Source organism: Polynucleobacter sp. UK-FUSCHL-C3, from assembly GCF_040409815.1.
In the GTDB taxonomy this organism is placed as follows: Bacteria; Pseudomonadota; Gammaproteobacteria; order Burkholderiales; family Burkholderiaceae; genus Polynucleobacter.
Genome location: NZ_CP099959.1, coordinates 1,723,073 through 1,735,931, shown reverse-complemented (window position 1 = coordinate 1,735,931; position 12,859 = coordinate 1,723,073). Strand labels below are relative to the sequence as shown.

Annotated in this window: 14 protein-coding genes; 5 read left to right on the top strand and 9 right to left on the bottom strand. The window is 46.8% G+C overall.

What is annotated here, in order from left to right:
• The first annotated feature begins 249 nt into the window (after positions 1 to 249).
• The 4 genes from rplM (at position 250) to erpA (ending at position 2,688) form a co-directional block, all read left to right on the top strand.
• Complete coding sequence (gene rplM / locus NKE59_RS08790; RefSeq protein ID WP_353438612.1) at positions 250 to 678, top strand: 50S ribosomal protein L13; 429 nt, start codon at positions 250 to 252, stop codon at positions 676 to 678.
• 9 nt (positions 679 to 687) lie between these two features.
• Positions 688 to 1,080, top strand: coding sequence for a 30S ribosomal protein S9 (rpsI, locus tag NKE59_RS08785; RefSeq protein ID WP_108509102.1), 393 nt, complete (start codon positions 688 to 690; stop codon positions 1,078 to 1,080).
• Positions 1,081 to 1,168: 88 nt separating this feature from the next.
• The gene (argC, locus tag NKE59_RS08780) at positions 1,169 to 2,227 is read left to right on the top strand and encodes an N-acetyl-gamma-glutamyl-phosphate reductase (RefSeq protein ID WP_353438610.1); all 1,059 of its coding nucleotides are present in this window, start codon (positions 1,169 to 1,171) and stop codon (positions 2,225 to 2,227) included.
• Positions 2,228 to 2,307: 80 nt separating this feature from the next.
• On the top strand, positions 2,308 to 2,688 hold the full coding sequence (gene erpA, locus NKE59_RS08775; RefSeq protein WP_353438608.1) for an iron-sulfur cluster insertion protein ErpA: 381 nt from the start codon (positions 2,308 to 2,310) through the stop codon (positions 2,686 to 2,688).
• Here the strand turns inward: erpA and NKE59_RS08770 are convergent.
• Positions 2,685 to 3,872: an anhydro-N-acetylmuramic acid kinase gene (locus tag NKE59_RS08770; RefSeq protein ID WP_353438607.1), complete on the bottom strand. Its 1,188-nt coding sequence runs from the start codon at positions 3,870 to 3,872 to the stop codon at positions 2,685 to 2,687. The two genes, erpA and NKE59_RS08770, sit on opposite strands and share 4 nt — an antisense overlap.
• 46 nt (positions 3,873 to 3,918) lie before the next feature.
• Here NKE59_RS08770 and tyrS point away from each other — a divergent pair, with 46 nt between their 5' ends.
• Positions 3,919 to 5,145, top strand: coding sequence for a tyrosine--tRNA ligase (tyrS, locus tag NKE59_RS08765; protein ID WP_353438606.1), 1,227 nt, complete (start codon positions 3,919 to 3,921; stop codon positions 5,143 to 5,145).
• Positions 5,146 to 5,168: 23 nt separating this feature from the next.
• On the opposite strand, the gene ruvB is transcribed toward tyrS, so the two are convergent.
• From ruvB to NKE59_RS08725, 8 genes are all read right to left on the bottom strand, one after another.
• Positions 5,169 to 6,230, bottom strand: coding sequence for a Holliday junction branch migration DNA helicase RuvB (gene ruvB, locus NKE59_RS08760; protein WP_353438605.1), 1,062 nt, complete (start codon positions 6,228 to 6,230; stop codon positions 5,169 to 5,171).
• A gap of 6 nt (positions 6,231 to 6,236) precedes the next feature.
• On the bottom strand, positions 6,237 to 6,818 hold the full coding sequence (ruvA, locus tag NKE59_RS08755; protein ID WP_353438604.1) for a Holliday junction branch migration protein RuvA: 582 nt from the start codon (positions 6,816 to 6,818) through the stop codon (positions 6,237 to 6,239).
• A gap of 9 nt (positions 6,819 to 6,827) precedes the next feature.
• Positions 6,828 to 7,322 (bottom strand): crossover junction endodeoxyribonuclease RuvC, encoded by a 495-nt coding sequence (ruvC, locus tag NKE59_RS08750; RefSeq protein ID WP_353438603.1) that lies wholly within the window; start codon positions 7,320 to 7,322, stop codon positions 6,828 to 6,830.
• Positions 7,323 to 7,330: 8 nt separating this feature from the next.
• Entirely contained in the window at positions 7,331 to 8,911 is a 1,581-nt protein-coding gene (gene purH / locus NKE59_RS08745) for a bifunctional phosphoribosylaminoimidazolecarboxamide formyltransferase/IMP cyclohydrolase (protein WP_353438600.1), read from the bottom strand.
• A gap of 3 nt (positions 8,912 to 8,914) precedes the next feature.
• Complete coding sequence (locus NKE59_RS08740) at positions 8,915 to 9,154, bottom strand: helix-turn-helix domain-containing protein (RefSeq protein WP_353438599.1); 240 nt, start codon at positions 9,152 to 9,154, stop codon at positions 8,915 to 8,917.
• An 11-nt stretch (positions 9,155 to 9,165) separates the two neighbouring features.
• On the bottom strand, positions 9,166 to 10,182 hold the full coding sequence (gene dusB, locus NKE59_RS08735) for a tRNA dihydrouridine synthase DusB (protein ID WP_353438598.1): 1,017 nt from the start codon (positions 10,180 to 10,182) through the stop codon (positions 9,166 to 9,168).
• Between the two features lie 89 nt (positions 10,183 to 10,271).
• On the bottom strand, positions 10,272 to 11,468 hold the full coding sequence (locus NKE59_RS08730; protein WP_353438597.1) for an FAD-dependent monooxygenase: 1,197 nt from the start codon (positions 11,466 to 11,468) through the stop codon (positions 10,272 to 10,274).
• Between the two features lie 13 nt (positions 11,469 to 11,481).
• Positions 11,482 to 12,858: an aminopeptidase P N-terminal domain-containing protein gene (locus tag NKE59_RS08725; protein WP_353438596.1), complete on the bottom strand. Its 1,377-nt coding sequence runs from the start codon at positions 12,856 to 12,858 to the stop codon at positions 11,482 to 11,484.
• Between the last annotated feature and the right edge of the window lies 1 nt (position 12,859).

Sequence of the window (12,859 nt, the reverse complement as noted above, 5' to 3'; positions counted from 1 at the left end):
TTAAAAGGCCGTTTTACAAGCTTGCATTCTACTGATGTCTCCTCCACCCAAACATAGGTGGATTTCAACCCGGGATTGATTCCCGGGTTTTTTTTAGGTTACAATTCAAGGCTTTACTGAATTATCGATTAGTCAACGGTAATTGTTTTACCAAATGCGATATCTGATCTGCGAGCCTGCAAACATAAGCGGAGCCAAAGTGCGATAACGATTTGGAGTGTGTGTGACTATAACAATTTGAAAGTAATCATGAAGACCTTTTCCGCAAAACCGCATGAGGTAAAGCGCGAGTGGTTCGTGATTGACGCTACGGACAAAGTCCTCGGTCGTGTCGCCAGTGAAGTGGCACTCCGTCTACGCGGCAAGCACAAACCCGAATTTACCCCACACGTTGATACTGGCGATTTCATTGTCGTCATCAATTCATCCAAGCTCCGCGTAACGGGCACTAAGGGATTGAATAAGATTTATTACCGTCATAGTGGTTATCCAGGCGGCATCAGCTCAACAAATTTTGACAAGATGCAAGCCCGTTTTCCAACACGTGCTTTAGAGAAAGCAGTGAAGGGGATGTTGCCAAAAGGCCCACTGGGCTATGCCATGATCAAAAAGCTGAAGGTTTATGGCGATGCAGATCATCCACATACGGCTCAACAGCCAAAACCTTTAGAGATCTAAGGAAGCGATATGTACGGAAATTGGAACTATGGAACAGGCCGTCGCAAGAGTTCAGTTGCACGCGTCTTTATTAAATCCGGTAAAGGTGAAATTACTGTCAATGGTAAGCCAATTGATGCTTACTTTGCCCGTGAGACCTCCCGCATGATCGCACGTCAGCCACTCGCTTTGACAAGTAATCTCACTACCTTTGATATTCAAGTTAACGTTAGTGGTGGCGGTGAAACTGGTCAAGCAGGTGCAGTTCGTCATGGCGTAACACGAGCATTGATTGACTATGATGCAGCCTTAAAGCCAACCCTTTCAAAGGCTGGCTTGGTAACTCGTGATGCCCGTGAAGTTGAACGTAAGAAAGTTGGCTTACACGGTGCTCGCCGTCGTAAACAATTTAGTAAGCGTTAAGCAAACCAAATTGCATCCTGGGGCCGCTTACGCGGCCCTTATTTTTTATACAATCAATCTATATCGCCGTTAATAAATGGAGAAGAGCATGATTAAGGTCGGCATTGTTGGAGGTACGGGCTATACCGGTGTTGAGCTACTCCGTCTTTTGGCTCAGCACCCTAGGGTGCAATTGCATTCCATTACCTCGCGCACAGAAGCGGGCACGCCGGTCGCCGAGATGTTTTCTTCATTACGTGGTCGGGTTCATTTGCAATTTACAACGCCGGATAAAGCCAATCTACACGAATGTGATGCGGTCTTTTTTGCTACACCGCATGGCGTGGCAATGGCGCAAGCTAAAGAATTACTAGCTGCAAATGTAAAGATACTGGATTTGGCTGCAGATTTTCGTTTGCAAGATACCGCTGTCTTTGAGAAATGGTACGGTATGCCACATGCCTGCCCCGAGATCTTGAAAGAAGCGGTGTATGGTTTACCAGAAGTAAATCGGGAAGCCATTAAAAAGGCACGTCTGGTGGGTTTAGCAGGTTGTTATCCAACTTCTGTGCAATTAGGTTTTGCACCACTGCTCTCATCCAAAAATAGTTTGAATCATCCATTGGTTGAATCTCAAAATTTGATCGCAGACTGTAAATCAGGAACATCTGGCGCAGGACGTAAGGCGGAGATCCCCACATTACTTTCAGAGGCTAGTGATAACTTCAAGGCCTATGGCGTTAAAGGGCACCGTCATTTACCAGAAATTATGCAAGGCCTAAAGGCGATCGCCGGTCATGACGACCTTGCATTGACCTTCGTGCCCCACTTAACACCAATGATTCGGGGGATCCACTCGACCCTGTATGCACGGATTCTGCCGGAGGGGCGTTCAATAGATTTCCAGGCCCTTTATGAGCAGTTCTATGCCAATGAGCCATTTATAGATGTTTTACCCCCTGGTAGCCATCCAGAAACTCGCTCCGTGCGGGGAAGTAATGGTATGAAAATAGCGATTCATCGCCCAGGAGGCGGAGATACCCTAGTAATCCTAGTGGTAGAGGACAATCTCGTAAAAGGGGCTTCAGGGCAGGGGGTCCAGTGCATGAATCTGATGTTTGGTTTTCCTGAGAACATGGGTTTGGAGCAGATTGCCCTCTTGCCCTAGATGCTTCTATGCACCCTGTGCAAACAGGGGAATTAAAGCCTAAAATGGATCTACATTAGAAATTTTGACAGGAGTAGCAAATGAGCCAAACCAATGCAGCAGTCGATGAAAGTACAGCTCTTGCTGAGCCACCAACCCCTTTAATCTTTACCGATAGTGCGGCAGCCAAAGTTGCTGATTTGATTGCCGAAGAGGGTAATACAGATCTGAAGTTGCGAGTCTTTGTGCAAGGCGGAGGCTGTTCTGGATTTCAGTATGGCTTTACTTTTGATGAAGCGGTCAATGAAGATGACACTACTTTTGAAAAGAATGGTGTTACTTTGTTAGTGGACTCCATGAGCTTTCAGTATTTAGTAGGTGCTGAGATTGATTACAAAGAAGATATCAATGGCTCACAATTTGTGATTAAGAATCCCAACGCAACCACAACCTGCGGTTGCGGATCTTCTTTCTCTGCTTAAGTAGCTGGGTAATACGCACCAAGCACGCGTAAACCTTTTGCACCCGTAACGGCTGGCATATTTGCTGGCCGTTTTCTTTGGTGCGCCCAGGCTAGCCAGGCAAAAGCCAAACCCTCTACTAGTTGAGGGTCAACACCATGCTGCGCAGAAGACTCAATCAGTAGCCCAGGAAGTTGTTGATGGGCATAAATTTTGAGAAGTTCGATTAGGGTAATATTTTTACTGCCACCGCCACACACAATTAGGCGTTGAGTATCTTTGGCATGAGCTTGCAAACTATTTAGAGTGCTCTGAATCGTTAATTGCAATAAGGTAGCCTGAATATCTTCTGATGAATAAGAGGCATGCTGTAGGTGACTTAGAATCCAATTTAGATTGAAGTGATCCCGTCCGGTGCTTTTTGGGGGAAGTTTTGAGAAAAAGGCATCGCTCATCATTCTGAGCAAAAGCGCGTCGTCAGGACGGCCAGAGCTTGCCCATTGACCATCCTGATCAAAATCCTTGCCTCGCTCTCTCCGAATCCAGGCATCTAGAAGAATATTCCCCGGGCCGCAATCAAAGCCACTAACCCCGCCATCCTTAGATAAGAGTGTAAGGTTGGCTATTCCACCCAAATTAAGAACCGCACGATTTTCCTTGGGTGAAAAAAATTGTTCTTGATGAAATACCGGAACTAAGGGAGCGCCTTGACCCCCTGCTGCCATATCCCGTAAACGAAAATTAGCAATTACATCAATACCAGTTAGTTCTGCGAGAAGGGCGGGGTTAAGGCTTTGGTGGGTATAGCTCTGTAAGACCTCGCTATGCGGTTGGTGTCTGAGGGTTTGTCCGTGAGCGCCAATAGCACAAATATGGTTAGCCTCAATACCCTGAATTCGTAAGAGTTTTGCACAGGCTTGTGCATAAGCAGCTGCCAAGCTATTTGCAGCCAAATGCTCACGATGGAGCTCATTAGAGGTTTCCTGCTGAAGGGCAAAAAATTCTTGTTTTAGAGCTAAATCAAATGGGAGGCTAATTGCTTGTAAAAGCTTTGTTTTACCTGAGGTATTTATTTCAGCCAAGACCGCATCGATACCATCTAAGCTGGTACCAGACATTAGTCCGATATACAGATTACTTGACAGGGATGAATTAGCAGAATTCAAGGGTGGGTGCTCAGGTTCTCGACAATGCGACAATGACACTTTAACAATATTTAGACCCTTAATTTAACCGAATCCAGAACATAGTATGACGTCTAAAACTTATCCGATAACCCCATCTGTTTTGCATGCCATGGAAGTGACTAAACGTGGCTGTGAGGAGCTATTGGTCGAAACGGATTGGTTGCAAAAATTAGCCCGTAGTGAAGCCACCAGCAAGCCCCTGCGTATCAAGCTGGGACTAGATCCTACAGCGCCAGATATTCATTTGGGACATACAGTTGTATTAAATAAGCTGCGCCAGCTTCAAGATCTTGGTCACACTGTGATCTTCTTAATCGGCGACTTTACCAGCATGATCGGTGACCCCTCTGGCCGAAATAATACTAGACCCCCCCTCACTGCCGAAGAGATTGCTGTAAACGCTAAAACCTATTATCAGCAAGCTAGCGCTATTTTAGATCCTAGTAAGACCGAGATTCGGTACAACAGTGAGTGGTGCGATCCGCTAGGTGCAAGAGGCATGATTCAGCTAGCAGCAAAATATACGGTTGCCCGTATGTTAGAGCGCGATGACTTTACTAAACGCTATCGCGGTGGCATCCCTATCTCTGTCCATGAGTTCTTATACCCACTCATGCAGGGCTATGACTCGGTTGCCTTACATAGTGATTTAGAGCTTGGTGGAACCGATCAAAAATTTAACTTACTAGTTGGTCGTGAGTTACAGAAAGAATATGGCCAAGAGCCTCAATGTATTTTGACAATGCCACTCTTGGTAGGTTTGGATGGTGTCGAGAAGATGAGTAAGTCCAAGGGCAACTACATTGGTATAAATGAGCCCGCCAATGAGATGTTTGGAAAACTCATGAGCATCTCCGATGATTTGATGTGGAATTATTTCACCTTGCTCTCGTTTAGGCCACTAGCAGAAATTGATCTAATGAAGCAAGAAGTGGCGGCAGGCCGCAATCCTAGAGACTGCAAGGTCCTTTTGGGGCAAGAGATTGTGGCACGCTTTCATACAGATGGCGCAGCAGAGAAAGCCCTAGAAGACTTTAATCATCGAGCCAAGGGCGGCATCCCCGACGATATTCCTGAGCTTCAACTAAGTGGCGCCCCACTTGGCATTGCTGCTTTATTAAAGGCTGCTAATTTAGTTCCCTCAAGCTCGGAGGCAAATCGCAATATCGATCAAAGTGGAGTGCGAGTTGATGGCACAGTAATTACTGACAAGACCCTAAAGCTCAATGCTGGTACTTATGTAGTGCAAGTCGGTAAGCGCCGCTTTGCAAAAGTAACCCTGACTGACTAAACGGCACAGTAATTAAAACAGTATTAATCCAGCAAATCTAGATTAGCGGAGTTACTAGGTGGTTTTAGGCCAAAGTGTTCATAGCTTTGGCGGGTTGCAATTCGACCGCGTGAGGTCCGTTGTAAATAGCCCTGTTGGATCAAGAAGGGCTCAAGCACATCTTCAATCGTATCGCGTTCTTCACCAATAGCAGCGGCTAAATTATCAATACCAACAGGACCGCCATTGAACTTATGAAGGATCGCCTCTAGTAATTTACGGTCCATGATGTCAAAGCCCATCGGATCAACATCAAGCATAGCCAGCGCAGCATCTGCCATTTCTTTAGTGATCATGCCACTACCTTTGACCTCTGCATAATCTCTGACCCGACGTAAGAGACGATTAGCGATTCTAGGGGTTCCGCGAGCACGCTTCGCAATCTCGACAGAGCCCTGAGGATCAATTTGCGCATTGAGTAACTTGGCAGATCGCTCAATAATTTGCGTTAGTTCTGGGGTGGAGTAAAACTCAAGGCGGGCGACAATACCAAAACGATCACGCAGAGGATTGGTGAGCATGCCAGCCCGTGTTGTGGCGCCAATTAGGGTAAATGGTTTGAGATCTAATTTCACACTACGTGCAGCAGGACCCTCACCAATCATGATATCGAGGGAGTAATCTTCGAGAGCGGGATATAAAATTTCTTCAACCACGGGTGATAAACGATGAATCTCATCAATGAAGAGGACATCATTCTCTTCGAGGTTAGTTAAGAGGGCGGCAAGATCACCAGGTCGATCTAAGACCGGGCCGCTCGTTTGGCGAAGATTGACACCAAGTTCTTTAGCAATAATATGAGCCAAGGTCGTTTTACCAAGACCTGGCGGACCAAAAAGCAGAACGTGGTCTAGCGCCTCTTTACGATTTCGGGTGGCATTAATAAAAATCTCGAGCTGGGCGCGGGCTTTGCTTTGGCCTACGTACTCATCGAGCTGCTTAGGTCTCAGGGCACGTTCAATGACCGCTTCTGCATTACCAGCACCTGGACTAACAATACGATCATTGCCGTCATCGATATCAAGATCATCTGTATGAATTGCCATATGTGATCAGCCCTTAGAAAGTGATTTAAGTGCTAGCTTAATACCTTCGGACACATTCACATCAGCCGGAATTTGACGAACTGCAAGATGAGCTTCTTTATCAGAATATCCAAGCGCCAGTAATGCTTGAGTAATTTCAGAGGCGACATCTGGTTTGCTAGATTTGTTTTGGCCATGACCTAAGTCGGGGGCGAGCTTTCCCTTTAGCTCAAGCAGGAGGCGCTCAGCCGTTTTCTTGCCAATCCCAGGGACCCGAGTAAGCGCCCCAGGCTCCTGAATGGTAATCGCTTGGACCAGTTCGTTAACGCTCATCCCAGATAAGACTGCTAAAGCAGTTCGCGCACCTACACCACTAATTTTAATTAGAGATCGAAAGGCATCACGTTCGGCATCCGTTGCAAAGCCAAATAATTGTTGTAGATCCTCGCGTACATGAAAATGAATCAGCAATGTGAGCTTTTGTCCAATCGGGGGGAGTTGATACAGTGTGCTCATTGGCACATCGACCTCGTAACCAAGCCCATTGCAATCAATGAGTAATTTGGGGGCGTTGATGCTAATTAAGGTGCCTTGAATACGTCCAATCATGCCTCTATCTTAACGCTTCGCATGACTGTTATGTACTTGGTGATGATGGGCCGCACAAATGGCAACCCCTAGGGCATCCGCCGCATCTGGAGAGGGACTCTTTTTGAGTTTGAGTAGACGTTTGACCATTTCTTGCATTTGAAGTTTGCTTGCTCGACCAGTACCTACAATGGCTTGCTTAACACCTCGTGCACTGTATTCTGAAACGGGTAAACCCGTTGAGACCAAGGCTGCAATCACGGCACCCCGAGCTTGTCCTAGCATCAAGGTCGAGCGCGGGTTGACATTAAGGAAGATTTCTTCAATCGCAGCTGCATCGGGTTGATAGGTCAGCAAGACCTCTTGAACACCGCTGTATAAAATACCAAGGCGTTTTGGCAAACCTTGCTCTACCTCACCACTTTGAATAATTCCGGAGCTTATATAGCGTAAGTGCTGACCTTCAAGTTCAATTACACCAAAGCCAGTGGTGCGCAAACCTGGATCGATACCTAGCCAGCGCATGGACGGCATCAATGCCTGAAATGGCGAGTGTTAGTGAAGACCATAGCAATACCATGTTCGTTTGCAGCAGCAATCACTTCCTCATCGCGCATACTGCCCCCGGGCTGGATCACACTTTTTGCGCCTGCTGCAACCACTACATCCAGACCATCCCGAAATGGAAAGAAGGCATCACTCGCAACAGCAGAGCCTTTCAGGCTAAGACCAGCATGCTCAGCCTTAATGCTGGCAATCCGCGCAGAATCAATACGACTCATTTGGCCAGCACCAACTCCTAAGGTCATGCCATTGGCGCAGTAGACAATCGCATTCGATTTAACAAATTTAGCCACACGCCATGCAAACATCAGATCTGTAAGCTCTGTGGGGGTAGGTTGACGTTTTGTAACAACTTTTAACTCACTGGGAAGAACATTTTTAGAGTCACTTGATTGCACCAAAAGACCACCGCCAACGCGCTTCAGATCATATTGTGCAAGGCTTGACACGCCTTCACCCAGTGGGATTTCAAGTAGACGAACATTCTGTTTACTTGCAAAAATAGCTTTTGCAGACTCGCTAAAGTGGGGCGCAATTAAGACCTCAACAAATTGCTTGGCAATCGCTTGCGCACAGGCCTCGTCACATTCACGATTAAGGGCAATAATGCCCCCAAATGCAGAGGTCGGATCGGTCTGAAGAGCCTTTTGATAAGACTCAAGAGCCGTACTAGCAATAGCAACACCACAGGGGTTGGCGTGTTTAATAATGACGCAAGCAGCTTTGCTATCACTAATACTCTTTACGCACTCCCAGGCAGCATCTGCATCAGCAATGTTATTAAATGACAGCTCTTTGCCTTGTAACTGCTTGTAATGAGCAAGACTACCCGCCGGTGCTTCGATATCCCGATAGAAAGCGGCTGATTGATGCGGATTCTCGCCATAGCGCATTTCTTGGACTCGTTCAAATGCTAGGTGAAGTGTTTGTGGATAAGGACTGCGCTTGGCATGCTTGTGCTGTTCATTGAGGGAAGATAGGTAATTAGCAATCGCACCATCATATTGAGCGGTATGGGCAAATACCTTTTTGGCTAAAGCAAGATTGGTGGTGTATGACACAGCGTTTTGATTGCGACGCATTTCTTCTAGAACGGAAGAGTAGTCGTCCGGTGATACGAGGACTGTGACGTCTTGATGATTTTTAGCAGCAGCACGCAGCATAGCTGGGCCACCAATATCAATATTCTCAACCGCCTCATCAAAACTACACTCAGACTTAGAAATCGTTTCAGTAAACGGGTACAGATTGATTACCAAGAGATCAATAGTATCGATGCCATGCTCCTGTATTGCTGCCATATGTTCTTTAGAGTCGCGACGTGCCAATAGTCCCCCGTGTACCTTCGGGTGAAGGGTCTTAACACGACCATCAAGCATCTCAGGAAAGCCAGTCAACGCAGAGACCTCGGTGACAGGAAGACCTTTATCAGCAAGTAATTTTGCCGTACCGCCCGTAGAGATTAATTTCACACCGAGTTGATGAAGGGCTTGGGCAAATTCCACAATGCCATTCTTATCAGAAACAGAAAGTAGGGCGGTCCGAATCATAATTTAGATCAGTCGATGTTCAAGAAGTTTTTTGTGCAAGGTATTTCGATTAATTCCTAAGTAAGCAGCAGCGAGGGATTGATTTTGTTTGGCATGAGCCATCACGAGCTCCAGCATGGGTTTTTCTACTACACTCAAAACCATTTGATAGATATCGCTTGGGGGGGTACCCTTGAGATCATCAAGGTAGCGCTGAAGATTAAGCTCAATACATTCGGTGACGGGATGTTTATTGTTTGGCATAGCTATAAAACTTAAGCTGCTTCTAAAAAAAGGAGTTGATCGGAGTGGAGCTTCATTTCATCAAAATAGTCATTGACCATTTGCAATTGGGTTTTGCAGTCATCTGCTGTATTCATGAGATGCCGGAAGGAATGTGAGTTACGTAAACCCTTGCAATACCAGCCAATATGCTTACGCGCTGTTCGTAAGCCCGTATATTCTCCATAAAATGCGTAATGATCGAGCAAATGTTCGTTCATGATGGCTTGGATCTCTGCAATTTGAGGATTGGGTAATTTGTTTCCGGTGAGCAAGTAATGATCCACTTCCCGAAAAATCCATGGTCTTCCTTGAGCAGCGCGACCAATCATCAGGGCATCAACACCGGTATACGTAAGAACCCATTTTGCCTTTTCGGGGGTGTTGATATCACCATTAGCAACGACAGGTATGCGGACTGATTCCTTTACAGCCGCTATGGTGTCGTACTCCGCTTCACCATGGTACAAATCAGCACGTGTTCGCCCATGAATCGTGAGCATGCTGATACCGGCCTCTTGGGCAATTTTCGCAATTGAGAGAGCATTTTTATGTTCTCGATCCCAACCTGTACGTATTTTGAGAGTGACAGGAACTGCATCGGGGCCAACGCCAACGGCATTAACTACTGCCTCAACAATCTGTTGAACCAGGGGTTGGTCCTTGAGTAAGGCTGAGCCGGCAGCAACATTACAAACCTTTTTAGCTGGGCAGCCCATATTGATATCAATGATTTGAGCGCCTCGATCAACATTGAGTTTGGCGGCAGCAGCCATCATGTCGGGATCGGCCCCAGCAATCTGAACCGCAATAGGTTTGAACTCACCTGTATGGTTAGCACGCCGTTGGGTTTTTTCACTATTCCAGAGGATGGCATTGGAGGCAATCATCTCTGAGACAGCATACCCAGCCCCTAATTTCTTGCAAAGCTGCCGAAATGGTCGGTCTGTAACCCCAGCCATTGGTGCGACAAAAAGCGCATTGGCTAATTTGTGATGACCGATTTGCATGCGTGTGGAATTTTTTCTTGGAATGGACCCAACACTTTATCACAGGCACGCCTGTGCTGCCTAATTTTTAAGCAAATACAAGTAGGGTGTTAGCGTCGCCCAAACATCATTTGTCTAGCAAGTGCTGTTTTTAAAGGCGGCATCCACTGCAAAACGGTTAAAGCTAAACCACGTGAAAGTTGTACTGGCAGGATGGGTGAGGTGAAGACTCTTGCCAAGAAATCTGTGATGCCAATCGTTGCACGCCGATCAATCTCCCGACTCTTTGCATATTCTTGCAGTGCATTTTGTACGGCACCGATTGTTTCTTCAGATGCGCTATGAGTTTGTATTTTATTTAGTGCTCGATTTAGCGATTGATTGTTTGCTTTAAATAATTCAGCTAGTTTTTCGGCCAGAAGATACGCATCACGCAGGCCAAGATTAAGACCTTGGCCAGCAACAGGATGAAGAGTTTGGGCAGCATTACCAATCCAAACCTCATGACCCTCAGAAACATGTTTGCGATAGTTCAAGCCTAAGTTATAGAGACGACGATTTGCTATTGCCTTAAATGAACCCAAGCGATGACCAAAGGCATTTTGTAGTTCGTTTAAGAATTCGGTGTCATTGAGATCTAAACGTCTTTGACTAGCATGAGGAGTGGCGCACCATACTAAATTGAGGGTATTAGGCCCTAGATGACTTGGAAGAAGGGCTAAAGGACCTTCATTGGTAAAACGCTCCCAGGCCTGATGGGGGATTGCCTTTTCTACTTCAACAGTCGCAACTAGAGCAGCCTGCTCATAATCGCGACCCGATTCGGTCCAATCTTGGTCTTTGAACAAACCGCCTTCGGCGTGGACCAAACAATCTGTCTCAAAGGGGAGCACAGAATCGCCAACATCATGCTGCCACTCAAAATGAGGGGCATGCTTTTGGATAGACCGCAAAGCCTTTCTAAGCGATACATGAATATCGGTATAGCGGCTAATGTGGCCTAGGGCTTCTTGTTTGAGCTCTTCTCGAGTCATTAGGGCACGACCAAAACGCCCAACTTGCGATACATGGATTTGATGAATGGCGGGGCAGTGATCGGGCCATGCATGAATCGTGTCCAAGAGAAGTTTGCTGCCATGCGATAGAGCAATGCCGCGCCCATCCCCTGCTTTCATGGCTTGGTCATCTGCGGGATTGCGATCCAGGAGTAGGAGTGATAAGCCGGCATTCTTTTGCAATAACCAGGCTGCGCAAGCAAGCCCAACCGGACCACCCCCTTGAATCACCACAGCATATGAATTGCTCATAGAAGAAATGGCATTAGGAGCGAACAATTGCTTCAATCTCACTAGGATCCACTGTAACCCCACGCGAGATCAACTCACAGCCTTGGTCGGTAACTACCGCATCATCCTCAATCCGAATTCCAATATTCCAAAATACATTGGGTATATCGTCAGCCGGACGAATATATAAACCAGGCTCGATGGTCAGTACCATATTTTTTTGTAAGAGGCGCCAAGGTTTCTCTTGGCCAGCTTGTTGACTGATTAGAGGATCTCGATAGGAGCCTACATCGTGAACATCCATACCTAGCCAATGGCTGGTGCGGTGCATATAAAACCGCTTATAGGCGCCTAGCTCAATCGCATTATCTAAAGAACCAACATCACTGAGTTTGATGAGTTTTTCATCAAGCAAGCCTTGGGTGAGAACTCGAACCGCAGCGTTGTGAGGATCAATGAAGGTCTTACCAGGGCGAGTTTCTAAAACCGCAGCTTCCTGAGCGGCCAAGGTAATGTCATATAAGGCGCGTTGACTAGCACTGTAGCGGCCATTAATCGGAAAGGTCCGTGTGATATCGGATGCATATCCGTTTAGCTCGCAGCCCGCATCAATTAAACAAAGCTCGCCGTCGAGCAATTCAGCAGAGCCTGCGCGGTGGTGTAAGACGCATGTATTAGCACCCGCAGCAACAATGCTGTTATAGGCAACGCTTTGGGAGCCACGATACCGAAACTCATGGAGCAGTTCTGCTTCCAGTTGATACTCGCGCTTGCCAGGTTTGCATGAGCGCATAGCCCGAATATGGGCTTCTGCAGAAATAGCGGCCGCTTGGCGCATGGTCTCGATTTCCTCAGGACCCTTTAAGAGACGCATCTCATGAACGAGTGCATCGATATCGTGAAAGACCTCGGGAGGATTGGTGCCCGATCTTGCTTGTTGACGCACCTGCCCCATCCACTCCCGAATCTGGCGATCGCTTTGCGCATTACTAGCAAGACGGATATAAATGGCTGATTGATTGGCTAGGAACTCGGGGAGTCTCTGATTAAGTTCTTGGCTAGAATAAGCAGCATCCAGACGCAAAATCTCGGGAGCCGCTTCAGGACCTAAGCGAAACCCATCCCAGATTTCACGTTCAAGGTCTTTGGGGCGACAAAATAAATAGGTCTCAAAACTTGTTTTCTGTATCAGCATGACCAAGGTTGCGCCGGGCTCATCAAAACCAGTGAGATAGAAAAAATCACTGTCATGCCGATAAGGAAAATCACTATCGCGATTACGAGCTTTTTCTTCGGCCGTCGAAAGAATTACTACACCACCAGCACTCTTGGCCTGAATAAGTTGTGCCAAGCGAGTTCGCCGTTGCTGGCAGGCAGCAACCTGAGGGTTATGAGAAGACAGACGATTCATG

Excerpts from the sequence above, each read along its gene's own strand:
- rplM (WP_353438612.1), top strand. The coding sequence starts at position 250 with ATGAAGACCTTTTCCGCAAAACCGCATGAGGTAAAGCGCGAGTGGTTC.
- rpsI (WP_108509102.1), top strand. The coding sequence starts at position 688 with ATGTACGGAAATTGGAACTATGGAACAGGCCGTCGCAAGAGTTCAGTT.
- argC (WP_353438610.1), top strand. The coding sequence starts at position 1,169 with ATGATTAAGGTCGGCATTGTTGGAGGTACGGGCTATACCGGTGTTGAG.
- erpA (WP_353438608.1), top strand. The coding sequence starts at position 2,308 with ATGAGCCAAACCAATGCAGCAGTCGATGAAAGTACAGCTCTTGCTGAG.
- tyrS (WP_353438606.1), top strand. The coding sequence starts at position 3,919 with ATGACGTCTAAAACTTATCCGATAACCCCATCTGTTTTGCATGCCATG.
- ruvB (WP_353438605.1), bottom strand. The coding sequence starts at position 6,230 with ATGGCAATTCATACAGATGATCTTGATATCGATGACGGCAATGATCGT.
- ruvA (WP_353438604.1), bottom strand. The coding sequence starts at position 6,818 with ATGATTGGACGTATTCAAGGCACCTTAATTAGCATCAACGCCCCCAAA.
- ruvC (WP_353438603.1), bottom strand. The coding sequence starts at position 7,322 with ATGCGCTGGCTAGGTATCGATCCAGGTTTGCGCACCACTGGCTTTGGT.
- purH (WP_353438600.1), bottom strand. The coding sequence starts at position 8,911 with ATGATTCGGACCGCCCTACTTTCTGTTTCTGATAAGAATGGCATTGTG.
- NKE59_RS08740 (WP_353438599.1), bottom strand. The coding sequence starts at position 9,154 with ATGCCAAACAATAAACATCCCGTCACCGAATGTATTGAGCTTAATCTT.
- dusB (WP_353438598.1), bottom strand. The coding sequence starts at position 10,182 with ATGCAAATCGGTCATCACAAATTAGCCAATGCGCTTTTTGTCGCACCA.
- NKE59_RS08730 (WP_353438597.1), bottom strand. The coding sequence starts at position 11,468 with ATGAGCAATTCATATGCTGTGGTGATTCAAGGGGGTGGTCCGGTTGGG.
- NKE59_RS08725 (WP_353438596.1), bottom strand. The coding sequence starts at position 12,858 with ATGAATCGTCTGTCTTCTCATAACCCTCAGGTTGCTGCCTGCCAGCAA.